General features: G+C 64.2%; 26 protein-coding genes. 10 read left to right on the top strand and 16 right to left on the bottom strand.

Annotated features, from left to right (window positions below; genetic code table 11):
- Positions 1–3 precede the first annotated feature (3 nt).
- Complete coding sequence (locus tag IVB13_RS30875) at positions 4–678, top strand: isoprenylcysteine carboxylmethyltransferase family protein (RefSeq protein WP_247297225.1); 675 nt, start codon at positions 4–6, stop codon at positions 676–678.
- Between the two features lie 78 nt (positions 679–756).
- On the opposite strand, the gene IVB13_RS30870 is transcribed toward IVB13_RS30875, so the two are convergent.
- Entirely contained in the window at positions 757–1,464 is a 708-nt protein-coding gene (locus tag IVB13_RS30870; protein ID WP_247297224.1) for a glutathione S-transferase, read from the bottom strand.
- A gap of 184 nt (positions 1,465–1,648) precedes the next feature.
- A complete protein-coding gene (locus tag IVB13_RS30865) occupies positions 1,649–2,326 on the bottom strand; it encodes a lectin (protein ID WP_247297222.1) in 678 nt (225 codons plus the stop codon).
- On the opposite strand from IVB13_RS30865, the gene IVB13_RS30860 reads away from it, so the two are divergent.
- The 5 genes from IVB13_RS30860 (at position 2,316) to IVB13_RS30840 (ending at position 6,212) form a co-directional block, all read left to right on the top strand.
- The gene (locus IVB13_RS30860) at positions 2,316–2,531 is read left to right on the top strand and encodes a hypothetical protein (protein WP_247491145.1); all 216 of its coding nucleotides are present in this window, start codon (positions 2,316–2,318) and stop codon (positions 2,529–2,531) included. The genes IVB13_RS30865 and IVB13_RS30860 overlap by 11 nt on opposite strands.
- A gap of 255 nt (positions 2,532–2,786) precedes the next feature.
- Complete coding sequence (locus IVB13_RS30855) at positions 2,787–3,704, top strand: NrtA/SsuA/CpmA family ABC transporter substrate-binding protein (RefSeq protein ID WP_247297220.1); 918 nt, start codon at positions 2,787–2,789, stop codon at positions 3,702–3,704.
- A 14-nt stretch (positions 3,705–3,718) separates the two neighbouring features.
- Positions 3,719–4,540, top strand: coding sequence for an ABC transporter permease (locus IVB13_RS30850; protein WP_247297342.1), 822 nt, complete (start codon positions 3,719–3,721; stop codon positions 4,538–4,540).
- A 20-nt stretch (positions 4,541–4,560) separates the two neighbouring features.
- Complete coding sequence (locus IVB13_RS30845; protein WP_247368184.1) at positions 4,561–5,400, top strand: ABC transporter ATP-binding protein; 840 nt, start codon at positions 4,561–4,563, stop codon at positions 5,398–5,400.
- Between the two features lie 86 nt (positions 5,401–5,486).
- On the top strand, positions 5,487–6,212 hold the full coding sequence (locus tag IVB13_RS30840) for a Crp/Fnr family transcriptional regulator (RefSeq protein WP_247297215.1): 726 nt from the start codon (positions 5,487–5,489) through the stop codon (positions 6,210–6,212).
- A gap of 10 nt (positions 6,213–6,222) precedes the next feature.
- Here the strand turns inward: IVB13_RS30840 and atzF are convergent, their stop codons facing one another.
- From atzF to flgB, 9 genes are all read right to left on the bottom strand, one after another.
- A complete protein-coding gene (gene atzF / locus IVB13_RS30835; RefSeq protein ID WP_247491143.1) occupies positions 6,223–7,608 on the bottom strand; it encodes an allophanate hydrolase in 1,386 nt (461 codons plus the stop codon).
- A gap of 167 nt (positions 7,609–7,775) precedes the next feature.
- Positions 7,776–8,768, bottom strand: a complete 993-nt coding sequence (locus IVB13_RS30830; protein WP_247491142.1) for a Tim44-like domain-containing protein — start codon at positions 8,766–8,768, stop codon at positions 7,776–7,778.
- A gap of 291 nt (positions 8,769–9,059) precedes the next feature.
- Positions 9,060–11,642: a PAS domain-containing protein gene (locus tag IVB13_RS30825; protein WP_247368189.1), complete on the bottom strand. Its 2,583-nt coding sequence runs from the start codon at positions 11,640–11,642 to the stop codon at positions 9,060–9,062.
- A 154-nt stretch (positions 11,643–11,796) separates the two neighbouring features.
- Positions 11,797–12,876: a flagellar biosynthesis protein FlhB gene (flhB, locus tag IVB13_RS30820; RefSeq protein WP_247377919.1), complete on the bottom strand. Its 1,080-nt coding sequence runs from the start codon at positions 12,874–12,876 to the stop codon at positions 11,797–11,799.
- Positions 12,877–12,887: 11 nt separating this feature from the next.
- Entirely contained in the window at positions 12,888–13,658 is a 771-nt protein-coding gene (gene fliR / locus IVB13_RS30815; protein WP_007602155.1) for a flagellar biosynthetic protein FliR, read from the bottom strand.
- A 17-nt stretch (positions 13,659–13,675) separates the two neighbouring features.
- The gene (gene fliQ / locus IVB13_RS30810) at positions 13,676–13,939 is read right to left on the bottom strand and encodes a flagellar biosynthesis protein FliQ (RefSeq protein ID WP_007612284.1); all 264 of its coding nucleotides are present in this window, start codon (positions 13,937–13,939) and stop codon (positions 13,676–13,678) included.
- 152 nt (positions 13,940–14,091) lie between these two features.
- A complete protein-coding gene (fliE, locus tag IVB13_RS30805) occupies positions 14,092–14,400 on the bottom strand; it encodes a flagellar hook-basal body complex protein FliE (protein ID WP_007612285.1) in 309 nt (102 codons plus the stop codon).
- Between the two features lie 16 nt (positions 14,401–14,416).
- Entirely contained in the window at positions 14,417–14,842 is a 426-nt protein-coding gene (flgC, locus tag IVB13_RS30800; RefSeq protein ID WP_247361817.1) for a flagellar basal body rod protein FlgC, read from the bottom strand.
- Between the two features lie 18 nt (positions 14,843–14,860).
- Positions 14,861–15,265, bottom strand: a complete 405-nt coding sequence (gene flgB, locus IVB13_RS30795) for a flagellar basal body rod protein FlgB (protein WP_247361815.1) — start codon at positions 15,263–15,265, stop codon at positions 14,861–14,863.
- 349 nt (positions 15,266–15,614) lie between these two features.
- On the opposite strand from flgB, the gene IVB13_RS30790 reads away from it, so the two are divergent.
- The 4 genes from IVB13_RS30790 to IVB13_RS40075 all read left to right on the top strand — a co-directional run bounded on the left by IVB13_RS30790 (position 15,615) and on the right by IVB13_RS40075 (position 18,747).
- Positions 15,615–16,586 carry a flagellar biosynthetic protein FliO gene (locus tag IVB13_RS30790; protein WP_247361813.1) on the top strand — a complete coding sequence of 324 codons (972 nt, stop codon included), beginning with the start codon at positions 15,615–15,617 and terminating at the stop codon, positions 16,584–16,586.
- On the top strand, positions 16,583–17,344 hold the full coding sequence (gene fliP / locus IVB13_RS30785) for a flagellar type III secretion system pore protein FliP (protein ID WP_035994574.1): 762 nt from the start codon (positions 16,583–16,585) through the stop codon (positions 17,342–17,344). The genes IVB13_RS30790 and fliP overlap by 4 nt, the downstream gene beginning before the upstream one ends.
- A gap of 198 nt (positions 17,345–17,542) precedes the next feature.
- On the top strand, positions 17,543–18,241 hold the full coding sequence (locus IVB13_RS40080; protein WP_253075501.1) for an MFS transporter: 699 nt from the start codon (positions 17,543–17,545) through the stop codon (positions 18,239–18,241).
- Complete coding sequence (locus IVB13_RS40075) at positions 18,151–18,747, top strand: MFS transporter (protein ID WP_346731717.1); 597 nt, start codon at positions 18,151–18,153, stop codon at positions 18,745–18,747. The genes IVB13_RS40080 and IVB13_RS40075 overlap by 91 nt, the downstream gene beginning before the upstream one ends.
- Positions 18,748–19,023: 276 nt before the next feature.
- On the opposite strand, the gene IVB13_RS30775 is transcribed toward IVB13_RS40075, so the two are convergent.
- The 5 genes from IVB13_RS30775 to fliL form a co-directional block, all read right to left on the bottom strand.
- Complete coding sequence (locus tag IVB13_RS30775) at positions 19,024–22,809, bottom strand: tetratricopeptide repeat protein (protein WP_247361808.1); 3,786 nt, start codon at positions 22,807–22,809, stop codon at positions 19,024–19,026.
- Positions 22,810–22,871: 62 nt separating this feature from the next.
- A complete protein-coding gene (locus IVB13_RS30770; RefSeq protein ID WP_247491140.1) occupies positions 22,872–23,630 on the bottom strand; it encodes a flagellar protein FlbB in 759 nt (252 codons plus the stop codon).
- 9 nt (positions 23,631–23,639) lie between these two features.
- Complete coding sequence (locus IVB13_RS30765) at positions 23,640–24,086, bottom strand: DUF6468 domain-containing protein (protein WP_247392639.1); 447 nt, start codon at positions 24,084–24,086, stop codon at positions 23,640–23,642.
- Positions 24,083–25,285 (bottom strand): flagellar motor switch protein FliM, encoded by a 1,203-nt coding sequence (fliM, locus tag IVB13_RS30760; RefSeq protein WP_018456420.1) that lies wholly within the window; start codon positions 25,283–25,285, stop codon positions 24,083–24,085. The genes IVB13_RS30765 and fliM overlap by 4 nt, the downstream gene beginning before the upstream one ends.
- 19 nt (positions 25,286–25,304) lie before the next feature.
- Positions 25,305–25,805, bottom strand: a complete 501-nt coding sequence (gene fliL / locus IVB13_RS30755) for a flagellar basal body-associated protein FliL (protein WP_007602133.1) — start codon at positions 25,803–25,805, stop codon at positions 25,305–25,307.
- Positions 25,806–26,129 lie beyond the last annotated feature (324 nt).

The raw sequence follows: 26,129 nt of genomic DNA, 5'->3' as shown, positions 1-26,129 counted from the left end.
CGCATGATCGCAAGACTCCTGTTGCAGAGCACGATCACCACCGCCGCCATGGGCGCGCTGCTGTTCGCGTCCGCCGGGACCCTGCATTGGCCTTCGGCCTGGGTGTTCCTCGCGACCTCCGCCCTGCTCGGCCCGCTCGGCGGCTGGTGGCTTTACCAGGTCGACCCCGCACTGCTCGCCGAACGCCTGCGGCCGGTCCTGCAAAAAGACCAGCCCGCTGCCGACAAGGTGTTCATGACCGTCTTCGTCGTCGCGATGCTGGTCTGGCTGGCGGCGATGGGGCTCGACCGGCGTACGCTGTCCTCCGACATGCCGAGGGCGCTGCAGATGCTCGGCCTCGCCCTGTTCCTGCTTTCGACGCTGTTCATCCTCTGCGTTTTCCGCGAGAACTCGTTCGCGGCGCCCGTGGTGAAGCTGCAAGCCGAGCGCGCGCAGCGCGTGATCTCGACGGGGCCTTATGCCCATGTACGTCATCCCATGTACAGCAGCATGATCCTGTTCTTCGCCGGCGTGCCGTTGCTTCTGGGCTCATGGTGGGGACTTATGATGGTGCCGCTATTCCTCGTCTTGTTTGCGGGCCGCATTCGCATCGAGGAGCGTACGCTGCGCGAGGGCCTGCCGGGCTATGCCGACTATGTGACGCGCGTGCGCTATCGCCTGCTGCCTGGCGTGTGGTGAGCGCACGCATCAGTCTGCAATTTGCGGAAAAGCGTTTCCTCCGATCGACTGACGTCGCCCGAAGCGTTCGCAGGCGCTCTAGCCATCCAACTCGCGGTAGCGGCGGAAGATGCCCTGCTCGTTGAAGGGAATACGGCGCTCGCTTTCGAGATAAGCCTTGATGTTCGGGCGCGCCGACACGCGGTCGTGCAGGCCGACGAGGCCTGGGATATCTGTCTCGAACGCCTTCATCCGCTTCGGAAACGCATAGCGTAGTCCCGCGACGAGCTGGAACAGCGAGAGATCGACATAGGTCAGCTTGCGGCCGGTGACATAGGCGCCGCCATTGTCCGCGAGAAGCTCTTCGAAATAGCCGAGATATTTCGGCACGCGCTCGCCCCAGAAGTCGGCGGTGCGCTTCTTTGCCGGCGGTTTCTGATCTTCGTAGTAGAGCGAGGGCCCGAGCGGGTGATGGGTGTCGTGAATCTCGACCACGAAATCGGTGATCGTCAGCTGGAGCTGATGCACCCAGAGTTGACCCGCCTCCGACTTCGGGGCGAGGGCGTGGCGGGCGCCGAGATAGAGCAGGATGTTCGCGGTCTGGCCGATGACGAGCTTGCCGGCTTTGAGGAACGGCGGCGCAAAGGGCGGCGTGCCCCTGTGCGCGTCCATCATCTTCATCATCGCGGCTGTGCCGCGTGGGCCACGCGCCACGTCGACGTATGCCGCGCCCGCCTCCTCCAGCGCCAGCCGCACATATTCACCGCGGCCCTGGATCTCGGGCCAATAATAGAGCTCGTATTTCATGGAGGGTCCGTGAGCGTGGAAGCGACAGGACCAATCTATCACGCGCGACAAGGTTCCGTCAGGATGGGGCTGAAGGGCGGCACCACACGCTCCGTCATTGCGAGCGCAGCGAAGCAATCCAGACTGTCACCCTGGAGGGACTCTGGATTGCTTCGTCGCTGCGCTCCTCGCAATGACGGAAGCCTCAATTCGATGCGAAGCAATAGAGCAAGCCGCCGCCGCCGGTGCTCTTCAGATCGGCCTGCGAGCAGCCGCCATCGGGTCCGCGCGAGGGGTGTGCGGTGTTCCAGGATTTGACCGTCGGGTTGGTCGCAGGGCCGTTGATGTCGGAGTGGCCGAGCATCGCCGCGCCTTGCGTACTCGACGTCCAGTTTTTGCAGGTGCGGTCGTCGGGACCCGCAAACGCGGTGCCGTCGGACTGCGATCCCGTGAGAATGTCGTGCCGGTTAGGCTGGTCGCCATAGCCGTTTACAATCTCGCCCTTCTCGGTCAGCGCTGTCTCCTTGCTGATCTTGTTGGCGCTGTGCAAATCGGCCACGTCCTTGGCGATTTCCACGCCCTTGGCGTTCTGCCACGGTCCCTTGCCGATGCGGTCGCGCGCGTTGACGGCCGGCTTGCCGTCGGCGGCCTGCGTGGAGAGATAGGCGCGCCAGGTCTTACTGCCGGCGCCGCCGGCCTGGGCCAGCTTCTGGCACTGCGCATCGGCCCCCTCCAGACCGCCGAGATCGGCGCCTTTGCCAGGACCGTTGGAAGTCACGAAGAACGTCATGTTGGCCGACTGCGCCTGCGCCGATGGCGCCGCAAGCAAGGCCGCAGCGAGCGCGAGGCCTGAAATCGTCATGGTTCTCTCAATGCGGATCATCCTGTCCTCCATTTGTGTTGTCGTTGGCCGCCAGATTTCAACCCGACGCAGGCCCGCTTATTCCGATGCCGCGATGCGAGACGCCCAAAAGAAAAAGGCCCCGTGCAAGAAGCACGATGCCCTGGTTTTTCATGTCGTCTGCGATCAGTTGGTCGACGGGATCGCCGACGATTCCCAGCCGCTTCCCGACTGCCATGTCGATTAATTGCTTCCCGGGACAATGGTGCCGGGCGAGCATACCAAATGGGCCGATCCTCAAGTGATCGTCCAGGGGAGGACGCGGGGGACTGTGGCGGGACCGTTCAGGGCGGTATCCGCGATCACATCGGGGCTGCGTAGCGCGCGGCGCAAGGGGAGATCGTTCATGCACCGGACCACAATCCGCCCAATCACGACAATTGCCGGCCGCGCCACCCTTTGCTGCCTTGCCGTCGGTCTTGCCCTGGGTCCGAACTGCGCCTTGGCCGCGGAACTGCTCAAAGCCCGGCTGGCGCAAAATCTCGCACCGATCTCCGGCCTTGCGATCGTCGCCAAGTCGAAGGGAATCTTCGAAAAGCACGGACTTGACATCACGGTTTCGAACTTCACGTCCGGCAAGCAGTGCCTGGACACCGTGATCGGGGGCGGTGCCGACATCGCGACCACGGCGGAGGCGCCGGTCACCGCATCGACGATGGCAAACCAGCCCATCGCCTTCGTCGCCGGGATGGAATACTCCGATCTCAAGACGCTCGTCGCGGCCAAGGCCGGCGTCAAGACCAAGGCAGATCTTCGCGGCAAGCGAATCGCCTTCACTGCCGGCACCGGTAGCGAGGTTTACACGGCGACCTTGCTGAAGTCGGCGGGATTGACGCCCAAGGATGTCACCCTCGTCAATCTGCGGCCGCAGGAGATGCTGCCGGCACTTGCAGCCGGAAGCATCGACGCGATCGACACCTGGGAGCCCCACGTCGCCAACGCGAAGAAAGCCCTGGGCGAAGCCGTCACTGAGGTAGATACAAAGGGCACCTACTCCGAGACGTTCAATATCGTCGTCATGAAGCCCTACCTGGACGCCAACCCGGTGCTGGTCGAGAAATTCATCGCCGCACTGATCGATGCCGAGATCTGGATGAAGGCACAGCCGGATGAAGCAATCACGACAGTCGCGGACGCAGTTGGAATGAAGCGGGACGAACTCGCCCCCATCTGGGCCGACTATGTTTACCGGGTGCGTCTCGACGACCGGCTGATCGAGATTCTGAAGACCCATTCCGCATGGCGCCTCGAGAGCGGCAACCATCCTCCGGGAGCGGCGATGCCCGACTTCAGCAAGGTCGTCGTCACCGAGCCACTGAAAAAGGTCGATCCCGCACGCGTCACCCTGTCGTGGAAATAGGCACCCGCGCGGCCATGCAGGAAGCCATTTCAGCAGGACGCGATATTGCCATCCGCACTGGCGGTCGCGCTCGGCCGAATTCAGTTCGGCTTCGCCGCCTCAATATTCTGGTCGGGGCGCTTTCGCTTCCCTTGTTCATTGGGCTCTGGGAACTGGTCTCCCGTTCCGGGACCGTCAACATGGTGCTGTTTCCACCGCCGACGGTGGTTGCTGCGGCCGTGCTTGAGTGGATACGAAGCGGACAGTTCTTTAGCGATCTGTTGGCCAGCCTCTTTCGCGTCACCACGGGATTCATCATAGGCGGCACGCTCGGCATCCTGCTCGGTGTTCTCACCGGCCAATTCCCCGTTATCTCGAGCTTGCTGTCCCCGCTATTCCATATCTTGCGGCCAATTCCGCCGATTGCGTTCGTGCCGATCGTCATCCTCTGGTTCGGCCTGTCGGAGGCGGGAAAATTGTTCCTCGTCGTATGGGGCGTATTCTTCACGGTATGGCTTTCGACTCACATCGGCGTGCAGAAGGTCGACCGTGGCCTGATCCGGGCGGCATTGATGCTCGGCACGCCCCGACGGCAGATGCTGCAGGAGATCGTGCTGCTGGGCGCGCTTCCCTACATTGTCGTCGGGTTGCGCACCGCCGTCAGCATCTCCTTCTACACGCTCGTCGCGGCTGAACTGGCCGGCGCTTTCGCCGGCATTGTGTACAGGATCGAGATTGCGCAGCAGAATTTGCAAACGGGCCAGGTCATGGGCGGGCTCGCAGCGCTCGGGTTGATGTCGTTCATCGCCGACCGGCTGTTTGCGGCTCTTGCCGAACGTATCGTCTGGTGGCGCTGATGTCGGGATCTCGATCGGGCATGAAACTGGCACTGGCAAGTTCGCCTGCCTCCGTCGAATCGGCGCGAAAACAACCGGCCATTCAAGTCTCGAACCTGAGCATCGTTTTCGACACCAAGCGCGGGCAAATCATCGCGGTCGATCGCGTTTCGTTTGACGTGGCGCCTGGCGAGTTCGTCTGCATCGCCGGTCCCTCCGGCTGCGGCAAGTCGACGGTGCTCAATACGATCGCCGGGCTGGAAGTGCCGTTCGAAGGCGAGATCCTGGTCGAGGGCGCGCCCGTCTACAGTCCGCGTCCCGATGTCGGCATGGTGTTCCAGCAGCCGCATCTCTTCCCCTGGAAGTCCGTCCGCAGCAACATCGCCCACGGTCCCAGGATGCTCGGCAAGTCCACGACGGAAGCGTATGCCATCGCCGACGATCTGATCGCGATGGTCGGCCTCAAGCGTTTCGCCGACGCTTATCCGAACACGCTGTCCGGCGGCATGCAACAGCGCGTGGCGATCGCGCGAGCGCTGGCCAATCAGCCCCGTGTGCTGCTGATGGACGAGCCCTTCGGGGCGCTCGACGCGCAGACCCGCGCGGTGATGCAGGACAATCTGCTGGCGCTGCGCGACCGGATCAAGGCGACGATCGTGTTCGTGACGCATGACATCGATGAAGCCATCGTGCTGGCCGACCGCGTTCTCATCATGAGCGCGGGACCCGGCCGCATCCTGCGCGAAGTCGCGGTCAAGCTGCCGCGCCCACGGTCGAGTTCTGTCATGGTCGAGCCAGCATATCTTTCGCTCAAGAAGGATTGTCTCGACGTCATCCGCGCAGAAGGGTTGCGGGCGTTCAATCAGTCGGACGCGGACTGACGCGGAGCCCGCGCGTCTGAGGCGAACGCAGCGGGCTGGCATGGTTCTTGAATAGCCGATGCCGGGTCTCACATGCGGAGCCGGCCATGCACAGGGCGAACAGCGCGATAGCGGCAGGTGTGATGCTCGCGGAGTCGGACGATCTCGTCAGACCGCTGCCCGGCCTGCTGGATGGTCTCAACCGGGCTGATTGCAATCGCTTGCGTGCGATCGGACGCGAAAAGATCCTGGAAGCCGGCCAACTGGTTTGGTCTCAGGGCGACGCACAGGCCGGAATCTACCTGATCAGCGAGGGGCGCATACGCAGCTACTATGCGGCACCGTCGGGGCGCGAAGTCACGCTCGCCTATTGGTTTCCCGGCAACTTCGTCGGCGGGCCCGACATATTCGGGACGGGCCCGCACATGTGGACATCGGTTGCGGCCGAGCGCAGCCGGTTGACGTTCATGCCCGGACTGGCATTGCGGCGGCTTGCGCTCGAATCGCCGGCAATCGCCGTCGCCTTGCTGGATGCCCTCGCATTCAAGGCGCGATGCTATTCGGCAATGGCCCAGATGCTTGGGACGCGCTCGGTCACCGAGCGGCTGCACAGCCTGCTGATCTTCCTGTCGCACGTCTACGGCGTGAAACGCGACGGCGAGATCGTCGTCGGCATGCCGTTTACGCACGGCGACCTTGCCAATCTGATCGGATCCACCCGCCAATGGGTGACCGTGCAACTCGCGCGGCTCCAGGACGAAGGCGTGATCAGATACGAAAGATCCGTGATTTCGATCCTGGATGTTTCTACACTCGGGCAGGCGATGGGATAATGTCCGCCCGTTAGCCGGCAGACTTCAATTCGAATGCCGATCCGTCTGCGCCGGCCTCGAACCGCCGTGCGAGTCCGATCAGCGCGCGATCGTGCCAGGCCGGCGCCAGCAGGGTCACGCCCATGGGCATGCCGTTCGGCAATTTCGTATTCGGAACGGCGACGCCGCAGAGATCGAGCAGATTGGCAAAGTACGAGTAGTAGCCCAGACGATTGTTGAGGGTGATCGGATCACGATGCATCTCCTCCAGTGTGAACGGCCGCGGTGCAGTCGGAACCACCAGGGCATCGATGCCGGCAAAGATTGCTTCGGCGTCGCGGCGAAGCCGGTGCAGCCGGTGAATGGCGCCAAACGTGTCGATCGCCGAATACCCGGCGGCTGAGCCCAGCACGGTCCTCGTGACATCAAGCAAGGCGCCGGATTCGACGTCGATGAGCGAAGCGATGGCCGAGTGCCGCTCCGCGACCCAGGGACCGCTGAACATCAACTCCCCGGCCTGGCGGAATGGGGCGAAGTCCACCTCGATCGCCGTTCCTCCGATATGAGCAAGACGTTCGCAGGCACTCTCGTAGAGTTCGCCGCATTCCGACATGCCGAAGCATTCGAGATCTGCTGGCGCAAGGCGGCCGAACCGGAATGATGCCGCCGCCCCGTTGGCGGGGAAAAAGGTTCTGGGCAGGCGGCTGTACGGATCTTCGAAATCAAACCCTTCGATGATGTCGAGGATTGCTTCGCCGTCGCTGACGGTATTGCAGAATACCGACACGCAATCGATCGTCGGACAATTCGGCACCAGGCCACGTGATGACACCAGCCCAACGGTGGGCTTGATTCCGACGATGTTGTTGAACCCGGCAGGTATGCGCCCCGAGCCCCCGGTATCGGTGCCGAGCGCAAAGGCGACGTGCCCCGCCGCCACGGCGACCGCGGAGCCGGAACTGGAACCGCCCGCAACATAGCGCGCATCGGCAACCGACGCGCAGGGGCCATGGGGCGAGCGCACGCCGGACAGGCCTGTGGCGAACTGATCGAGATTGGTCTTTCCGAGGCAAATTGCGCCGGCTGCGGTGAGGCGTTCGACGCTATGCGCGGAATGCCAGGGCGTATAGCTGAACGCCGGACATGCGGCAGTGGTCGGCATTCCCGCGACGTCGATGTTGTCCTTCACACCAAATGGAATGCCGAGCAGCGGAAGATTTTCGCCCGTCCGCGCGCGCGCCACCAGCTTATGGCATTCTTCGAGTGCCTCCTGCCGCGGGCGAAGATAGATCCAGCAATTGCGGTCGCGCTCGGCCTCGATCCGGTCATACGCCGTTCCGATCGCCTCCAGCAGCAGGGACGAACTCCTGGCAATGCCTTCGTAGTTTGTCCTGAGGCGCGCGACACACTGGCTCACGGAATATCTCCTCATCCAACCGGCAGGCGCGAAATTGCGGCAGCTCTGCGCGGCCAACAAGCAATTAAGTGCTTCGCCCAAATGGCCGCCTGACCGGAAACGCACCGCTCAAACAAAAAGGGCGCCGTGCCGAAGCACGACGCCCTCGTTTGTCGCTATACGGGCGATCAGTTGGTCTGCTGGATCGCCGACAGTTCCCAGGTGCCGCCCGGACGTCGGGCAAAGGTCCAGACTTCGGTGGCCTCGCCCGGCTGCTCGCTGCCGGCGACAATCGCGCCGGTATTGCGGTCGAGCGTCTTGTCGGTGAGCGCGAAGCGCAGCGCCACCGTCGCGTAATCGGTCTCGCCTTCGCGCCAGGATTCCGCGAGGTCGCCCTGCAACAGCTTCACACCGCTGACCTTGTTGACGACATTGCGCGCGCGGTTCTGGCCGAGGTCCTGCTCGAAATAGGAGACCATTTCCGGCGTCGCGACCGTGTGCAGCTTGGCCACGTCCTCGTTGGACCAGGCCGACTGGACGTCGCTGAGCAGGCGCTCGAACGCTTCATAGTCGTCCGGCTTGATCTCGAGCGGTGCGTTGTTGGCGCCGAAGCCGAAGCCACCGCCAAGACCACTACGATTGTTCGCCTGCGGTCCCGGACCGGCACCGGCGTCAGCATTGGCATAGGCCGCCTGCGGGGTGTGGCGGCGCTGCCACCAGGACATCGCCAGCCGAACCACGAGCACCACGAGGACGATCTGGATGATCAGGCCGATGATCGACGACAGGCCACCGAGGCCGCCGAACAGGCCACCGCCGAACAGCATGCCGAGCAGGCCCGCGCCGAGGAACCCGGCCGCAAGGCCGCCCATGAAGCCGCCGGCCCGGCCGAACAGACCGCCACGCGCGGGTGCGGCGGCAGCCGAATTCATGCCTGCGCCCGGCTGGGTGTAGGTCCGATTGAACTGCGAGGTCGAGCCCGGCGCGGTCGTGGTCGATGGCGGGGCCGAATAGGTGCGCGAACCGCGCGAACCCGACGACATACCGCCACCGACGCGCGCGTCGGCGGACGAGATCGCCAGCGCAGTCGGCAGCGCAAGCGCCAGCACGACGGCAATCGTCTTGAAGAGACTGCGGGAGCGTTGCGAGAAATTCATGTTGGTTTCCCAGATCCCCGGCATGGGGATGTGCCCCTAAGATGGGCAGCCTTCCGTAAAAAGGAAGCCACTATCGGAACTTATGGCTGCGGCCCTCAGTCGCGGGGATGTGGCAAAAGCCCATATTTGGCGGCGGCTTGGCCGGGTGTGCAAAGGAGCCGCGGTCGCCGGCTACCGGTCGGTTTGGCGACAGCAGTTCAGCTTTTTTCCGTCATTGCGAGCGAAGCGAAGCAATCCAGGCTGTTTGCGCGGAGGCAACTGGATTGCTTCGTCGCTTCGCTCCTCGCAATGACGGAGAATGTGGAGCCCGCGCCCTCACCCCGCCTTCGCCATCGTCTCCTTCACGGCCGCCACGAGCTGGCTAAGTGTGAACGGCTTGGGCAGGAAGTCGAACTGCTGGCCTTCGGGCAGGCTCTTCTCGAACGCGTCCTCGGCGTAGCCGGAAACGAAGATGAACTTGATGTCGGGGTTCTTCTCGCGCATCGCCTTGAGCAATGTCGGGCCGTCCATCTCCGGCATGACGACGTCGGACACGACGAGATCGATTCCGCCGCTCTGCTCTTCCAGCACCTCCAGCGCCTCGACGCCGTTCTCGGCCTCGACCACGGTGTAGCCGCGCGAGCGCAGCCCGCGTGCGTTGAGCGCGCGCAGACCCTCCTCGTCCTCGACCAGGAGGATGGTGCCCTGTCCGGTGAGATCGGTGCGGGGCTTGGCGTCCGCCACGGACCCGGCCTCCTTCGCGGCACCATTGCTGGCGCCAACGACCGGCGCCGGCTGCTCGACCTGCACCTCCGGCTCGGCATGATGGCGCGGCAGGAAGATGTGGAACGAGGTGCCCTGCCCGGGCTCGGAGTCCACGTAAATGAAACCGCCGGTCTGCTTGACGATGCCATAGACGGTGGAGAGCCCGAGGCCGGTGCCCTTGCCGACCTCCTTGGTCGAGAAGAACGGCTCGAAGATCTTGTCGCGGATGTCGGCGGGAATGCCGGTACCGGTGTCGGCGACCTCGATCCGCACATAGTCGGCGGCTGGCATGCCCTTGTAGGCCAGCCTGGCCGCTTCCTCGGTGGTGACGTTTGCGGTGCGGATGATCAGCTTGCCGCCGTCGGGCATGGCGTCGCGCGCGTTGACCGCGAGGTTGACGATGACCTGCTCGAACTGGGAAACGTCGACCTTGACCGGCCAGAGATCTCGGCCGTGGATGGTCTCGTGCTTGACCTTCTCGCCGATCAGCCGGCGCAGCAGCATGGCGAGATCGGAGAGCGCATCGCCGAGGTCGAGCACCTGCGGCCGCAGCGTCTGCCGGCGCGAGAACGCCAGCAACTGCCGCACCAGCGTGGCGGCCCGCGTCGCGTTCTGCTTGATCTGCATGATGTCCTGGAACGACGGGTCGGTCGGCTTGTGCGCGTTCAGCAGGAAGTCGTTCGCCATCATGATGGCGGAGAGCACGTTGTTGAAGTCGTGGGCGATGCCGCCCGCGAGCTGGCCGACGGTCTCCATCTTCTGCGACTGGTTGATCTGGTTCTCCAGCGCGCGCCGCTCGGTGGTCTCGAGCATGTGCACAATGGCGACTTCGGCGTCGTTCTCGGCCGCATCCACCGGCGTGACGAAGAACTGGCCCCAGCGCTCTCTGGTTCCTTCGAGCGCCACTTCGACCGGCGCGACGTCGGCCTGGCCCTCCGCAGCCTGGTTGATGGCCGCGATCAAAAGGTGCCGGTCGCGCGAATTGACCGCGCGGAAGATCGACTTGCTGGCGCTGTCGAGCCCCAGTGCCTGCCCGAGCTTGGCGTAGCGCGCATTGGCGCGCACGACATTGCCGCCACGGTCTACCGTCGCGATCGCCATCGGGGTATGGTCGAAGAAGCGCATGAAGCGCACTTCGGCGGCGCGATCCGGATCGCTGCGCTCGTCGCGGGCACGGCTGATCACCAGCGTGCGCGACGGGCCCGGCGCACCGTCGGCGCCGAAGGCGAGCTTGTGATAGAGCCGAACCGGCATGGTCTTGCCGGTACGCATGCGCAGGTCGATGTCGAAGACTTCCGTCTTGACCTCGCCCGGCACCGCCACGATCGCGGTGAGCAGCGAAGCACCGTCGCCGGAGACGATGTCGGTGAGCTTCAGCCCGCCCGAGCCGATCTCGGCGAGGTCGTAGTCGAGCCAGTTCGCCAGCGTCGCATTGACATAAGCGAGCTCGCCGGCCGGATTGACCGAGAAGAAACCGCAAGGCGCGTGATCGAGATATTCGATCGCGTGCTGGAGTTCCTGGAACACGTCCTCCTGGCGCTCGCGGTCGCGGGTGATGTCTGCGATCGACCACACCGCGTATCTCGTCTCGCGCTTGCCGGTGCCGAGGGGCCGCACCCGCATGCGGAGCCAGCGGCCCTGGCTGCCATCATTGCCGGAGATGCGGACCTCTTCCTGCTGCCGCTTGCCTTCGCGCGCGGCTTTCAACAGGCGGAACACCGCCTCGGAGACGTCGGGGTTGCCGATGAAGACGCGCTCCACGGGGCGCACGTCCTGCGGACCGGCGGCGCCGGTCAGCGTCAGGTAGGCCGCATTGGAATAGACCACATGGCCGCGCGGGTCGGTCACGGCGAGGCCGTCGAAGGCGTGGTCGGCGATGCGCCCCATCACGGGATCGTCGAGATTGCGATCGGCGAAGCGGATGATGCCGGCGGCGAAGGCGAACAGGTTGAACAGGCCGACCATCGCCAGCACGGCGAGGATACCGAGGATATAGGGCTGGGCCTGCGCGCGCCCGAGCGTCATCAACCCGACGGCAACGGCGACGAGGCCGGCGGCCACCAGCAGCACCAGCGCAATGCTGCCCGAGCGCGGCGACGGCTCGTGCGCCGCAACGGGCTCGCGTGTGAGGTCGTGGTCGGTCTCGGCAGTCATCTCAAGCTGGCACAGCCTGTCGGCAGAGAATCAACGCGCTACAGGGCGCGCAGGGTCCTCCCTGCCTGAATCGGACCCGCAGGCGCAAGGGCAGCATGGGCGAAAGGTACGCTGATTCCCAGATTACGGCCATTTCCAGTACTTTTCAGGGGTTTTATTGCCGGCTGGCACCGAATCCGCTCTTCAGACGCATGACGTAGCCGATGACTTCGGCGACCGCATGGTAGTGCTCGGTCGGGATTTCCTCGTCGATCTCGACGGTGGCGTAGAGCGCGCGGGCGAGCGGAACGTTCTCGACGATCGGGATGTCGTGCTCGCGCGCGATCTCCCGGATCTTGAAAGCGAGGTTGTCGACGCCCTTGGCGACGCAGATCGGCGCCGACATGCCACGCTCGTAGGACAGCGCGATCGAATAGTGGGTCGGGTTGGTGATGATCACCGAGGCCTTGGGAACCGCCGCCATCATGCGCTTCTTGGAGCGCTGCTGGCGCAGCTGCCTGAGCTTGCCCTTGATGTGCGGATCGCCTTCGGACTGCTTGTACTCTTCCTTGATCTCCTGGAGCGACATCTTCTGCCGCTGGAACCAGCTGCGATACTGGAAGAAATAGTCGCCGATGGCGATGATCGCGAGCGCCGCGACTACCGCGCCGAGCAGATGAATGGTCAGGCTGGTGGAGGCGCCGAGCAGGGCGGCCGGATCGAGCCTGACCATCGCCTCCATGCGATGCCGCTCCGGCCACAGGATCACGGTCATGACCGCGCCGAGCACGATCAGCTTGCCGAGACCCTTGAGGAAGTTCGCCGCCGCTTGCTTGCCGAAGATGCGCTTGAGGCCTTCGGCAGGCGACAGCTTGCTGAACTTGGGCTTGAGGGATTCGGCCGACCAGACCAGGCGGTGCTGCAGCATGTTGCCGGCAATTGCCGCCAGCACCAGCATCAGCAGCGGAACGCCCACCGCCGCGAGCACCGCGACTTCGATCTGCTGCATCAGGGCGAGCAGCGCCCTGCCGTCGGTCTTGATCATCCAGGAATTGGCGAGCAGGTTGCGCATCGGCGCCAACAGCCCGCTGCCGACTGATCCCGAGAAGCTCGAAACCACGAGCGTGGCGCCCGCGATCATGAACCAGGTGTTGATCTCCTGGCTCTTGGCGACGTCACCGCGTTCCAGCGCCTCTTCGAGACGTTTTTGCGTCGGGTCTTCTGTTTGACTCTCTGGATCGTTGTCTTCCGCCATCGATCACCTGGTCACTTGAGTGGCATCATCTGGTGCATGACACCGATGAAGTAGTCGAGATAGGTGCCCATCATCGCCGTGAGCACCACGGCGAGCACCAGGAAGCCGGCGAAAATCGAGAGCGGCACGCCGACGAAATAGACCTGCATCTGCGGCATCAGCCGCGCCAGCACGCCGAGCCCGATGTTGAAGACGAGGCCGAACACCAGGAACGGGCCGGAAAGTTGCAAACCCAGGCGGAACGCGGCGGCAAAGGCGCGCGTCGCAAGCGCAGCGACATCGCCGCTCGATACGGTCTCGCCGGGCGCGAAGATAGTATAGCTGTCGTTCAGTGCCGCGATGACCAGATGATGGCTATCGGTGGCGAACAGCAGCGTCACCCCCAGTATCGTCAGAAAGTTGCCGACCAGCACGCCCTGCTGTCCCTGCGTCGGATCGACCGAGGTGACGAAGCCGAGCCCCATCTGCTGTGCGATCACGGCACCGGCGACCTGCAGCGCCGACAACGTCACCCGCGCGGTCGCCCCCAGTACGATGCCGATCACGATCTCATGCAGCATCAGGACCAGCAGCGGCGCGATCGAGCCCATATCGACCTGATAGGCGTTGCGATGCAGCGGCAGGATGATCAGCGTGAGCAGCAGCGCGATCGACAGTTTGATCCGTGTCGGGATATTGGTCTCGCCCAGCCCCGGCAACAGCATCACCATCGCGCCGACCCGGGCAAAGGCGAGCATGAAGGAGGCGGCAAGCGCCGGCAGCAGCGAGACGTCGATGCGCATGATGGGCGCATAGTGCCTCAGCCGCCGATGATTCGCGACGATATCCGCAGCATGTGGGAATGCAGTGCGTCGGCCATGAACGGCAATGCCAACAGCATCGTGGCAAAGATGGCCAGGATCTTCGGCACATAGATCAGCGTCTGCTCCTGGATCTGCGTCAGCGCCTGGAACAGCGACACGACGACGCCGACAACGAGGCCAACCACCATCAGGGGCGACGACACGATCACGATGGTCCAGATCGCATCACGCGCGACGTCGAGGGTTTCCGGTCCGGTCATTGCACAGTCCTCTATTCAAGTCTCATCCCCACCGCTTGATGAGGACGACACGAACCTCTCCTCGTCATTGCGAGCGAAGCGAAGCAATCCAGACTGCCACCGCGGAAAGATTCTGGATTGCTTCGCTACGCTCGCAATGACGATGGATAAAATCAGATCGGCATCTTCATGATGTCTTCATAGGCCGCGATCACGCGGTCGCGGACCGAGACCAGCGTCGACACGGCGACGTCGGTGTCTGCGACCGCCGTCACCACGTCCATCACGTTGGCCTTGCCGGCGGCCATCGCCACCGTCTGCGCATCGGATTTGCGGCCGGATTCCAGGACGCTGCCGACAGTGTCTTTCAGAAGAGAGGCGAAGGACTGCCCGCTCGGCTCGCTGCCCTTGCCGGCGCCGCTGTTCTCCAGCACGCGAGCGAGGTTTGCATAGGCGTTGGCGGCAATTGTCGGTGTTGCCATGGCTCAAATGTCCTGTTCAGCTCTTGAGGATGTCGAGGGTGCGCTGGATCATCCGGCGCGTCGCGCTGATGATGTTGAGATTGGCCTCGTACGACCGCTGCGCGTCGCGGATGTCGGTCATCTCGACCACCGAGTTCACGTTGGGATATTTGACGTTGCCGGTCGCATCCGCCGCCGGATTGTTCGGCTCGTATTTGGTGCGGAAATTGGACTGGTCGGGCTTGATCCTGCCAAGGGTGACGACCTGCGCGTCGAGTGTACGGTCGAGCGCGGAGGAGAAGGTCGGCACCTTGCGCCGGTAGGGATCGCCGCCGGCGGTCTGCGAGGTCGAATCCGCGTTCGCGATGTTCTCGGAAATCACCCGCATGCGCCCGGCCTGCGCCCGCAGACCGGAGGTCGCGATAGCCATCGAACGGGCAAAGTCGCTGCTGTCATTCGCCATGATGCGCTTCCTCTAGCTCTAGCCTTTGCCGATCGCGGTCTTGAGCAGGTGCAGGCTCTTCGAGTAGAGCGAGGTCGCCGCCGCATAATCCATCTGGTTGCTGGCGGCCTTCATCATCTCCTCTTCGAGATTGACGGCGTTGCCCGCGGGGCGGGTCTCAAAACCCGCATTCTTGTTTTGGTCGAATCCGGAGGCCGCGCCTGACGGCGCCATGTGGGAACCGCTGGTGCGGGTAAGCGTCAAGGGCCCCATCGAACCCGTGACGGCCCCGGCCTTGTCCAGTTTCGGCTCCACCAGGTCGCGCGGCCGGAATTTGGGCGTGTCGGAATTGGAGACGTTCTCGGACAGGACGCGCTGGCGTTCCTGGTGCCATTGCATCTTGGTGCGAAGCGCCGATAGCACCGGAAGATCGTTGATGGACATCGTTGCGGCTCCTTCCGCCTCGCAGGACCCAGGTCCGAAGCTAGGCAGAATTTGCCGCCTGTATGGTTAACAGCCGGTTAAGGGGCCGCGGGCAGTTGTCCCCCGCCGGGACACGAATACGCGCGCCCCGTGATTCTACGCCTCCAAAAGCGGCATTAACCCAACCGCTTGGCGGCGCGTGCACAGGCCAAGAAGTCGTTTTGGATCGAGCGATTCATGGGTTATTAAGAGTTGGGGACGGCAAAACTTGCCGTGGCACGTTAAGAAATCGCAGTTTGGGGCAACGTAAGCCGGTGGTTGGCGCATCTGACCACGGGCCCGAGAAAAGCGCCATTTGTCGGGGACAAGTATGCAAGGCAGCCCTATCACCTTCATCGTCGCGTTCATCGTCGTTCTGGCGTTGATCGGCGTCGCTGCATGGCTGGTTCGCCGATTCGCCACCAGCCGGCTCGGCGCCAACACCCAGCGCGGCCGGATGCCCCGGCTCGCCGTGATCGATGCCGCCGCGGTCGACGGCCGCCGCCGCCTGGTGCTGGTCCGGCGTGACAATGTCGAGCATCTTCTGATGATCGGCGGCCCCACCGACATCGTCGTCGAACCCAACATCGTGCGCGCAGCCCCCGGCCGCGACCAGCTCCCGCAGCGTCCCAATGCCGCCGAGCCGCCGCGTCTCGCGCCGATGCATGATACCAGCAGCTGGGCCGACGAAGCACCGCGGCCCGAGCTGCTCGATCATCCCGAGCCGCACATGCCCGAGCCGCCACCGCGGCCCGCGCGCCCCTCCTTTGCCGACGAAGTGCGCCGGCCGGCTCCCGCGCTGGCCGAACGCCGCAACGAGCCGCCACTGGCCGGCTTCAACCCCGAGCCGATCGCGCCGCGCCCCGAGCGCGAGCTGCGTCCCGAACCTGTTCCGCCGCGCGTTGCGCGCAACGAACCCCCTCTGATGCCGCGTCCGCCGCGCCAGAGCGAGCCGGTTAAGGCGCCTCCGGTGCGCGCCGAGCGCCCAGCCGCGCCACCTCCGCCTGTGCCGCAGGCTCCGCCCGTTCCGCCGCCGGCGCCCGCTCCGGCGGCCCCATCGAGCGCCGAGCAGAATCTCGCCGAGATGGCGCAGCGGCTCGAAGCTGCGCTGCGCCGCCCCGCCGGCGAGACGCTTGCCCCTCCGGTCGCCCCGGAGCCCCCTGCCGCTCCTCCGCGTGTGGCCCGCAGCGAGCCGCCGGCACCACCGGCCCCTTCCGCAAAGCCGGCTCCGGAAAAGACCAGCTTTGAAAATCTCGAAGACGAGATGGCCTCGTTGCTCGGCCGTCCGAAGCCGTCTTCGTGAGGCTGCCGGCCCTCCCGCGTAGAGTTTTTCTTCTTTCTGTCCTGATCGGCGCGGCTTCGCTCGCGATGCCGGCGCATGCGCAGGACATCAGCATCAATCTCGGCGGCGGAGGCGCTGGCGGTGGCGGCGTCACCGAGCGCGCGATCCAGTTGATCGCGCTGCTGACGGTGCTGTCGATCGCACCGTCGATCCTGATCATGATGACGTCGTTCACGCGCATCGTGGTCGTGCTGTCGCTGCTGCGCACCGCGATGGGCACCGCGACCGCCCCGCCGAACTCGGTGATCATCGCGCTGGCGATGTTCCTCACCTTCTTCGTGATGGGACCCGTCCTGCAAAAATCCTACGACGAAGGCATCCGTCCGCTGGTCGCCAATCAGCTCGGCGTCGAGGACGCGCTTCAACGCGCCTCCGTCCCCCTGCGCGGCTTCATGCAGAAGAACGTACGCGAGAAGGACCTCAAGCTGTTCCTGGATCTCTCCGGCGAGCCGCCGCCCGCCACTCCCGACGAGCTCGGCTTACGCATCCTCGTCCCCGCCTTCATGATCTCGGAGCTGAAGCGTGCCTTCGAAATCGGTTTTCTGCTGTTCCTTCCGTTCCTGATCATCGACCTCGTCGTCGCCTCCGTGCTGATGTCGATGGGCATGATGATGCTGCCGCCCGCAACCATCTCGCTGCCGTTCAAGCTGATCTTCTTCGTGCTGGTTGACGGCTGGTCGCTGGTGGCGGGGAGCCTGGTGCAGAGCTACGGGGGATAGCGGGCGCGGGGGAGCGGTCACCGCCCCCATCCTCTCTGACCCAAGGCTTGTAGGCGTGCTCTTGAGCTTGCCAGCGCAAGGGGGAATCCTGCCACCGTGAGCGCGTTCGGCGGCTCGTGACATATCGGAATATGCTCAGGTTGCGCATTCAATGGGTCATTGATATGATGGTCATCATCCCTAGATCCGAAGCGGCTTATGACCAGCAACGTCGAAAACCATCTGCTCGCTCGGGTCGTGCCGCTCGGTCTTCAGGTCGCCGTTCTTGCTGCGTTGTCTGCGAGTGGCACGTTGGCCACCAACATTCTGTTGCCTTCGCTACCGAGTATCGCCGTCGCGGTAGGCGTCTCCAGCGCTCAGGTAACGTCAGCTATCACCATATTCCTCGCCATGTTCGCGGTGGGACAACTTGTTGTCGGTCCGTTGTCGGATCGTTTCGGCCGGCGCGTGCCCGTGATGATCGGGTTTGCTGTATTTTTCGCAGGTAGCATATGGTGCGCGTTAGCCAATGATTTGGCGGCACTATTGATTGGCCGCGTTGTGCAGGCCGGTGGCGCATGTGCCACGTCTGTCCTTTCGCGAGCTATCGCAAGAGATCTTTTTCAGGGCGAAAAGCTAGCGCGCGTGCTCACCTTTGTTATGGTTGCAATGGCCGCGGCGCCCGGATTCTCGCCCCTGGTCGGTGGCACGCTGGATCATTTTTTTGGCTGGCGTTCAGCATTTGTGTTCGTCGGAATCTTCGCCGTCGTCGCCGCTTCAGCATTGCTTGCGGCTTTCGGAGAAACGCACCACGCGCCACGCGCCGAATTCAATTCCTCGAGATCGCCAAGAATTACTGGTCGCTATCGACTGACCGCCGTTTCCTGGTTCCTGCCGCAACTGTTAGCCTCATCTTAGGTGCGCTGTTTGCAATGTTTTCGGCGTTGCCGCGTGTCTTGATAGAAGGCCTCGACTTCACACCCATGCAACTCGGCCTGTTCTTCGCAGGCACTGTCATGATCGTCTTTAGCGCTGGCATTATCGCTACAAAAATTGTTCCGCACCTTGGTCTCGACCGATCGATTTGCATCGGCCTCGCGCTGGCCTGTGTCGGTGGCGGCATGGTGTTGCTATTCGCGCTTTTCGACGGGCGCTTTTTGCCATTTCTTGTCGGCGCATGCGTATTCCTGCTAGGCATGGGCATGGTCAATCCGCTCTGCAGCGCGCAAGCTCTTTCGCCATTCGGCGATCGCGCCGGTGCTGCCTCGGCCCTGTTGGGTTTCTGGCAGATGTTGGCCGCGGCGCTGGGCGTATCGCTTGCGGCGGTGATCGCAAGGAACCCCATGATCGGGCTTGGTCTTGTGCTAGTGCTTGCCTCGAGCTTGGGCTCGGCAATTTATCAGGTGCGGGTAAAGCTCAATTAAGCCCGTTAACGTCGCTTGCTGGCCTTAGCTGCTTCCCTGTTTCCACGCCCTACGATCGGTTCAGGGGGCATATGTTTCTTACAAGGGACCTGGAGCCCTCAGCCGACTAGCAAAGGCAAACGGGCCATGTCCGGTCTCAAAGACTGAATGGACAAGGCCTAGGTCCTCGCGGACTGATCGGGTTGATGAGTACGCGGGCGATAGTCTTCGGCCCTGCCCGTCACTCGAGAGCTGGCTCACGGGTACCTGTCGCGAGGCCAAGAAGGAGCGGCGATCCTACCGCGTCATCTTGATCTGGCGCACGACGGGGATCGTGGGCAGCGAGCCGGTGTGATCGGACTCGTCCTTGGCCTGTGGAGAGGCCGGCGCGCGGGCGGTGGCGTCGGGAAAGCGCTGCTTCATCTCGCGCAGGAAGCCGTCGAGCGTGTCGACGCTGGCAGCCAGCTTGGCGATATCGGCAAATTCGGCGCTGGAGGCGCCGGTCGGTTTGCTCGCGATATCGAAGGCGAGCCGATCGGCGCTCTCGCTCATCAGCGGCGCATATTTCTCGCGGAAGCGCGACATGCCGATCGAGTCGTCGGCGAGCGCATAACCGACGGCGGCGCGGATGATGTCGCTTCTCTCTACCGCGTTGAGCGGCTTGAAGTCACGGAAGCGCTCGCCGTAATAGAGCTCGATCTGCTCGGCGGATTCACGCCAGCGCCGCGCCGCCCAGAAGATATCCGAGCGCAGGCGCAGCACCTCGCGGCCTGTAACGTTGGAGACGATATCGAGCGCAAGATCGTGGCGGCCGACGTCGCTCTGTGCACGCGCCTCCAGCAGCAGGCGTTGCTGCCTGAGCTCGCCTGAGAGGTCGCTGATCCGGCTCGCGCGCAACGCCGTGATCGCCATGTCGGGTCTGCGATTGGCGAGATAGATCATGGAGAGGCGCGCGGCGACCTGCGCACGCGCCGCGCCTTCGAGGCGATGGTCGACCTGGTATTGCAGGAGCTCGGCGGCCTGGTCGAGCAGATCGATCGAGGCGAGACGGTCGGCGAGGCGTCGGATCAGTTCGTCGCCGCGGCGGCCGATCGGCGTCAGCTCACGGAACTCGTAGAACATCCCGAGCGATTCGATCGGCGGCAGCTCGTCGCCCTTGGGTCCCAGGAAGAGCTGCGTAAACAGGTCGGAGGCGAGGTCTTGCGCCTGGCGCGAGGCTTCCGCGTTCGGCTGCAGCTTTGTCGCGGTGCGCGCCGCGGTGAGCGCGTCCCGGTAGCGTCCGTTCTCTGCAAACATCTGCGACAGCATCTGCAGCGTCTTGACCTCAATCGAGTCGCCGCGCCAGGTCATCGCGAGCGTTTCGAGCTCGCGCAACGCGTCTTCCTTGCCGATCTCGTCGCGCTTCTGCCGCAGCGCGACCTCGAGCTGCTTGGCCTCGGCCGCAGCCGGCCGATCGGACGAGCCGACGGCGAACTTGTAGTCGTCGAGCGCGTCCTTGTCGTGGCCGAGCGCCTCGGCAAGCCGGCCGCGCAGCACGGCAAAGCCGGGCGCGGCCTCGGGCGAGACGCCGACCACCTCGAGCTCGCTGCGGCGCTTGGAGGCGCCGGCATAGTCCTTCACCTCGAGCGAAGCGCGCATCGCCTCCATCGTCACGATGCGCTGGATGTCGAGCGGTAGCGAGGCGATGGCGAATTCGACGTTCTTGAACTTCTCGCGCGCGTCCGCCCATTTGCCTTGGCGCGCATAGGCGAGCGCTTTCCAGAGCTGGGAATCGTGGCTGTTGCCGATCACGGGGTTGGCGAGGTCCTTCAGGCCCTGCGCCGGCCGACCGATCAGGATGCTCGCGATCGCATGCATCATCAGCGCACCGCTCTCCTCCTTGTTGAGAGGATCGGCGAGCATCAATTCGGTGATGGCCTTCGCCTCGTGATACATCGCGCGCGACATGTAGAATTGCGCGAGGTCGAGCCGCGGCAGGGAACGCATCGCCGGTTCGAGGTTGGCGATCGCCGTGATCAGCTCGTTCTGGCGCACTATGAAATTTTCCGACTGGCCCTTGCGCCAGCCTTCGGGGCTGAAAACCGGCCGCACTGCGGTCGGCGCACGCTCGGCCGAGATGTCGACCGGCGACAGCGTCAGCCCGCCCTTCTTGCCGAGGATGACCTTGTCGGCCCCGACCTCGACGCCGACCTCGTCGGAATTCGGCCGGATCGCGATGCCATGTGCGGATTCCAGCAGCGCGAGATCAACGAGGTCCTGCCGCTTGATGAAGCCGCGCACCGGCCGCTGCGCGGTGATGACATAGAGCGTGTCGCCGGCATCGGGATCAGTGAGCTTGTGCAGGAGCCCCGGATTGGCGAAGGGGATCGCGATGTTGGCAAGCGCCGGGTCGGTGATGTTGCGCGAGATCATCAGCGGCAGCGGCGTCGCCTGGATCTTGTCGGCGAGGGTCAAGAGCCAGTTGGTCTGTTTGCCGACCTCCTCGCTCGACAGCGAATAGACCAGCGGCCGGGTGAGACGGATGCGCACCGCCTGTCCCTTCTCGAGCGGGACGCGGCCGACCTCGCCGATCATCGCACCGCCCTTGGTACGGATCGCCTCGACGTCGATGGGCTTTGCGGTATCGAACACCAGCCAGACGGTGTCGCCGCGGCGGAACGCCGCCGCAGGCGTTGCGACCTGAAGCGGGAAGGTCACGCGCAGGCCGTCGCTGTCGCGGCGGACATCGACGCTGGCACCAGTCGGCTGCGGCGCGGCGGGCGCCTCCGCCGGCGCGGCCTTGACGGCCTCCTTGACTGGCTCTTTGGCAGCTTCCTTCACGACCTCTTGAGGCGCTTCGACCATGACCGGCTTGGCAGGCACGACCGCGGCTTCCGCCGCAGGAGGCGCAGGCTTCGACATTTCCTTGGGCGCTTCCTTGGGCGCTTGCGCAGCGGGCGCGGCTTCGGATGCAGGAGCCGGCACCGATTTCGGCGCTTCAGCGGGCGGCATGGCGGCGGGCGCTTCCGGCTTCACCTCGGGCTTGGCATCGATCCTGGCTTCGCGCGCGATCGTCTCGGACGTCGGCGGCGCGATCTCGCGATGCGCGTCCTTCGGCTTCTCGGCCGCCGGCTTTTCAGGCGCAGGCGCCGGTCCATGAGCGGCGGGCTTGGCCTGCGCGATCGCCGCCTCGGTCGACGTGGCCATCTTGCCCTTGTCCGGCTGGAAGGAGATGTCGACGACGTAGTTCTTCTCGTCGCGGAACGAATGCACGTCGGAATCGCCGATCAGCGCGATCTCGACACTGGTCTGGTCGATGTCGGCCTTCTGCTTGATCGAGGCGACGTTCGGCGGCGCTGCGACGACCGCGTCCGCCAGATCGAAATTCAGGTTGGCGTTGAAGGCGAGCGTGAGCTTCTGCTCATTGAGCACGGAGGATACGCCGACGCCATCCGGCATCTCGAACACGAAGCGGACGAAGGTCGGCTGCACCGACGCGCGCACGCGGATCTGCGGCCGCTTCTTGCTCTCCGCCGCGGCGCGCTGGGCGCGCAACGCGCGTTCGGCGACGCGCGCGCGCTCGGCGAGTTCCTTGACCACGTCCATCGGCAGGCTCGGCGGCGGCCCCTTCCAACCCTCCGGCAAGAGGTCGATGAAGGTGCGTTCGCCGGCATTCATGGTGTTGACGGTGACGCGCCGCGCCAGCGACAGGCGGATGGCGCCGCCATCGGGATCGCGGCGGGCGGAGTTGACGTAGTCGGGCGCGCCTTCCGGGACGCGATCGACCGGAACGTCGACCGCCCGGTCGAAACGGATGACGAGAATGGAGCCGGCCGTCGTCACCTCGGAGGGGACGTCCTCCCCGAGCTTGATCACGAGACGGGCAAAGCCGCCGCTGGCCGAGAAAGTCGCCTCACCCCTGACAGCGTCGGCCGCCCGGACAGGCGCCGTGAAGCCGATCAGCAGGCTGGCTGCCAGTAGCGGCGCCGCGCGGACATGACGCGACAGCCTCCGCGCCAGGGCGCGGGCTCGCGACACAAATCCAGCGGCAGCCTCTCGCGCCATTGGCGGCATTACTTCCGGTTCGACGGTCCACGCCGGCATTGCTGCCGACCCCTGCCCAGACTGTAGATTTTGGCAATTAAGGACTTCTTAAGTATGAGCCCTCAATTCGGCTTTTGCGTCGGCTTGCCGTCGATCTTGGGCAGCTCGCCGGCAGAGGCGGACTGATCGCCGCCGCCATTGGCCCTGCGGGCCATCTCGACCGTCAGCCGCTCGGCGGCCTCCGGGGACATCAATCCCATGATGTCCGACATTTTTCGCGGCGCGATCTGCGAGGCGATCTCGATCAGCACGCCCATCTCGAGCCGGTCAAAGACCCGCGCGGCGTCCTTGGGCTTCATGCCCTCATACATGGTCACGAGGCCTTTCATGCGCTGGGCTTCGGCGGCCTTCTGCTCGGCCTGGGTTGCGGAGATACGGGTTTCCACCGCCTTCATCTCCTCGACCTTGTTTTCGATGCGCTTCTCGGCGGATTTCAACAGGCTCTCGCGGATGTCGATCTCGCGCTGGCGGGCCTCGATCTCCTGGCGGCGCGACTGCAGGCGTTCCAGGATCGCGCGCTCCGAGGCGGAGATCTGCGGCTGGGCTTCCTCCTTGACCGCGGCGCCTTCGGACTTGGTGTCGGGTGCGGCCGGCTTCGGCGCCTCCTTCGGCGCGCCATGGGTCGAGCCCGTGATATCGGGATCCTCGCGGCTGGCCGGGAAGTTCAGATTCTCCTGCGCCCAGGATTTTTTGACCTGATTCGGCTTGTAGTCGAAGACATAGCCGCCATTGATCACAAGACCCGTGACCTTCAGCGTGGCGAGGCCAGCGACGGCAACCAGCACGATCGGAATGAGGCGGATGTTGCGAAAGGACTTCATACCCTGACTTTAAGCGGCAAGGCCGTTGGATCGTCGGCGTTCGGAGAAGGCTTCGGCCGCAGCCGCCACCGCCTTCGCCGACGAGGGCTTGGCTGCGGGCGCGGCGACCGTTTCCGGGTTCGTCACGGGGCGCGCGGCGACCGCGATCTTGGACAGGCGCCGCACCACATTGTCGGCTTCGCCGAGCTGCTTGTAGAGCTGCTCGGACATCTGGGTCGCCGACGCGAGTTGGCTGCCGAGGTTCTCGTTGACGTCGCGCACGGCGAGCTTCAGCCCGCCGATCGCGCGCTCGGCGATCTCGGTTGCGGTGATCAGCTCGCCGATGACCGCCTTCAGCGAATGCTCGTCTGCCTTCAGCCGCGTCAGTCGCTTGTTGAGCGTGACGCAGTAGACGATGGTCAGCATCAGCAGGATAGCGACCAGCGTCTCGATCGCCATTCCCAGGGAGTGGTTCATGGGGCCTCCATCATCTTGTTCTGCTCGTCGACCTTTTCGAACATCGCAAGTGTCGTACTTGGCTTGCGCAAGGGTTTCGTCACCCGTATCGCGACGCGATCGCCGACCCGGCCCATGCGTCCTTCGGTGATGGTGACGTCGCCGCAGCGCACGGTGACGCTGGCATCCGCGCGCATGTCCAGCGGCAGCGTGTCGCCGACCTTTAACCGCATCAGCTGCTTGAGCGGAATGTCGGCTTCGTAGAGCACGGCGTCGACGGAGATCTCGGCCTGGACGATCTCGGTGGCGAAATGGCCTTCCCAGATCTGGTCGCGGCCGAACTTTTCGCCCATGAACATCTGGAGCAGGACGCCCCGGATCGGCTCGATGGTCGCGTAAGGCAGCAAGAGCTCGATGTTGCCGCCGCGATCTTCCATGTCGATGCGCAGGCGCACCAGGATCGCGGCGTTGGCAGGACGGCTGATCGCGGCGAAACGTGGGTTGGTCTCGAGCCGGTCGATGGTGAAGGTCACCGGCGACAGCGGCCGGAACGCCTGTTCGGCATCGGCCATGACGACTTCGACCAGCCGCTTGACCAACTCTGTCTCGATCGTGGTGTAGGGCCGGCCCTCGATGCGCAGCTGGCTTGAGCCGCGGCGGCCGCCGAGCAGCACGTCGATCATCGAGTAGATCAGGCTGGAGTCGACCACGGCCATGCCGAAATTGTCCCACTCTTCGGCCTTGAAGACGGTGAGGACGGCGGGCAGCGGGATCGAGTTCATGTAGTCGCCGAAGCGCACCGAGGTGATGCGGTCGAGCGAGACTTCGACGTTGTCGGAGGTGAAATTGCGTAAGGAGGTCGTCAGCAATCGCACCAGGCGGTCGAAGACGATTTCGAGCATCGGCAGACGCTCGTAGGAGACCATTGCCGAATCGATGATGGCGCGAATGCCGGAATGATCGTCGAGCGTGACGTCGCCGACCGCGAAGCCGAGGAGGTTGTCGATCTCCTCCTGCGACAGCACGCGTTCGCCGGAATTCTTGCCGGCGCCGAGATCGCGGCTGCCATCCTCGACCATGGCCGCCCATTGCAGGGCCATGGTCTCGGATAGTTCGTTTTCGGCAGCAGCCTTCGCGGCCTCAGCGGGATCCTCGGAATCGAGCGAGGCCTCCCATTGGGCGGCAATTGCATCCTGGTCTGGTTGGTCGGTGCCTGCCATGATCCCTAGCCCGTCATGCTCACTGGATCACGACTTCCTTGAACAGCACCGCGCTGACCTGGACCGGAGCGACCGCGGCGTTGACGCGCTTGGTCAGCTCTTCCTTGAGGCGGAAGATGCCGGCGGAACCGTTGAGGTCGGAGGAGCGCAGCTCGCGCGCATAGGTCTGGAAGATGTCGGTGATGCGCGGCATCGTCGGCTTGATCGCCTCGACCTGCTTCTCTTCCTTCAGCTCCAGCACGATCTTGAGCTTCAGATATTGCACGCGCTCGCCCGGCGCGCCGGCGAGGTTGACCATGATGTCGGGAACCTCGACGAAAGCCGGCGGCTTCGGCGGAGGCGCCGCCTCGGCGTGATGCTCGTCGTCGCCGTGACGGAAAAAGAAGAACCATGTCGCGGCGCCGCCGCCGAGAACGGCGAGCAGGCCCACCACCATGATCATCAGCTTGAACTTGTTCTTGGGCGGAGCGGCTTCCGCGCCCTCAGCGGCTCCGCCGCCTTCCGCTTCATTCTCTGCCATGATCGCCGCGCTCGCTCATCTCTCAAAGGGGTCGAAAGAGCGAAGCTCCTGGCAGACAGTGACGCGATACAAATGCCCCAGCGCAGTGCTCCTCTTACGCGCAAACGCTACGGTAATAATGGTTAACGGAACCTTTCGATTGGGCCTTCACTAGGAAAAATCTGCCGGGCAAACATGGCTAACAGACCCTTTCTGCCGCCTCCCCGCATCCTGGAAAAACAGACAAGGTATTGAAAGTACATAATTTTCCCGCCTGGCACGAGTTTCGCTGAGAAAGGACCGAGACCCAGGTTTGGGAGAACCCGAGGTCTCGTTCACGGGATC

It is taken from the genome of Bradyrhizobium sp. 17, from assembly GCF_023073515.1.
GTDB lineage: Bacteria > Pseudomonadota > Alphaproteobacteria > Rhizobiales > Xanthobacteraceae > Bradyrhizobium > Bradyrhizobium canariense_D.
This window is presented reverse-complemented; position numbering and strand designations above follow the sequence as displayed.

Coding starts and splice junctions, on each gene's coding strand:
- IVB13_RS30875 (WP_247297225.1), top strand. CDS start 4: ATGATCGCAAGACTCCTGTTGCAGAGCACGATCACCACCGCCGCCATG.
- IVB13_RS30870 (WP_247297224.1), bottom strand. CDS start 1,464: ATGAAATACGAGCTCTATTATTGGCCCGAGATCCAGGGCCGCGGTGAA.
- IVB13_RS30860 (WP_247491145.1), top strand. CDS start 2,316: ATGCGGATCATCCTGTCCTCCATTTGTGTTGTCGTTGGCCGCCAGATT.
- IVB13_RS30865 (WP_247297222.1), bottom strand. CDS start 2,326: ATGATCCGCATTGAGAGAACCATGACGATTTCAGGCCTCGCGCTCGCT.
- IVB13_RS30850 (WP_247297342.1), top strand. CDS start 3,719: ATGCAGGAAGCCATTTCAGCAGGACGCGATATTGCCATCCGCACTGGC.
- IVB13_RS30845 (WP_247368184.1), top strand. CDS start 4,561: ATGAAACTGGCACTGGCAAGTTCGCCTGCCTCCGTCGAATCGGCGCGA.
- IVB13_RS30840 (WP_247297215.1), top strand. CDS start 5,487: ATGCACAGGGCGAACAGCGCGATAGCGGCAGGTGTGATGCTCGCGGAG.
- IVB13_RS30830 (WP_247491142.1), bottom strand. CDS start 8,768: ATGCCGGGGATCTGGGAAACCAACATGAATTTCTCGCAACGCTCCCGC.
- IVB13_RS30825 (WP_247368189.1), bottom strand. CDS start 11,642: ATGACTGCCGAGACCGACCACGACCTCACACGCGAGCCCGTTGCGGCG.
- flhB (WP_247377919.1), bottom strand. CDS start 12,876: ATGGCGGAAGACAACGATCCAGAGAGTCAAACAGAAGACCCGACGCAA.
- fliR (WP_007602155.1), bottom strand. CDS start 13,658: ATGCGCATCGACGTCTCGCTGCTGCCGGCGCTTGCCGCCTCCTTCATG.
- fliQ (WP_007612284.1), bottom strand. CDS start 13,939: ATGACCGGACCGGAAACCCTCGACGTCGCGCGTGATGCGATCTGGACC.
- fliE (WP_007612285.1), bottom strand. CDS start 14,400: ATGGCAACACCGACAATTGCCGCCAACGCCTATGCAAACCTCGCTCGC.
- flgC (WP_247361817.1), bottom strand. CDS start 14,842: ATGGCGAATGACAGCAGCGACTTTGCCCGTTCGATGGCTATCGCGACC.
- flgB (WP_247361815.1), bottom strand. CDS start 15,265: ATGTCCATCAACGATCTTCCGGTGCTATCGGCGCTTCGCACCAAGATG.
- IVB13_RS30790 (WP_247361813.1), top strand. CDS start 15,615: ATGCAAGGCAGCCCTATCACCTTCATCGTCGCGTTCATCGTCGTTCTG.
- IVB13_RS40080 (WP_253075501.1), top strand. CDS start 17,543: ATGACCAGCAACGTCGAAAACCATCTGCTCGCTCGGGTCGTGCCGCTC.
- IVB13_RS30775 (WP_247361808.1), bottom strand. CDS start 22,809: ATGCCGGCGTGGACCGTCGAACCGGAAGTAATGCCGCCAATGGCGCGA.
- IVB13_RS30770 (WP_247491140.1), bottom strand. CDS start 23,630: ATGAAGTCCTTTCGCAACATCCGCCTCATTCCGATCGTGCTGGTTGCC.
- IVB13_RS30765 (WP_247392639.1), bottom strand. CDS start 24,086: ATGAACCACTCCCTGGGAATGGCGATCGAGACGCTGGTCGCTATCCTG.
- fliM (WP_018456420.1), bottom strand. CDS start 25,285: ATGGCAGGCACCGACCAACCAGACCAGGATGCAATTGCCGCCCAATGG.
- fliL (WP_007602133.1), bottom strand. CDS start 25,805: ATGGCAGAGAATGAAGCGGAAGGCGGCGGAGCCGCTGAGGGCGCGGAA.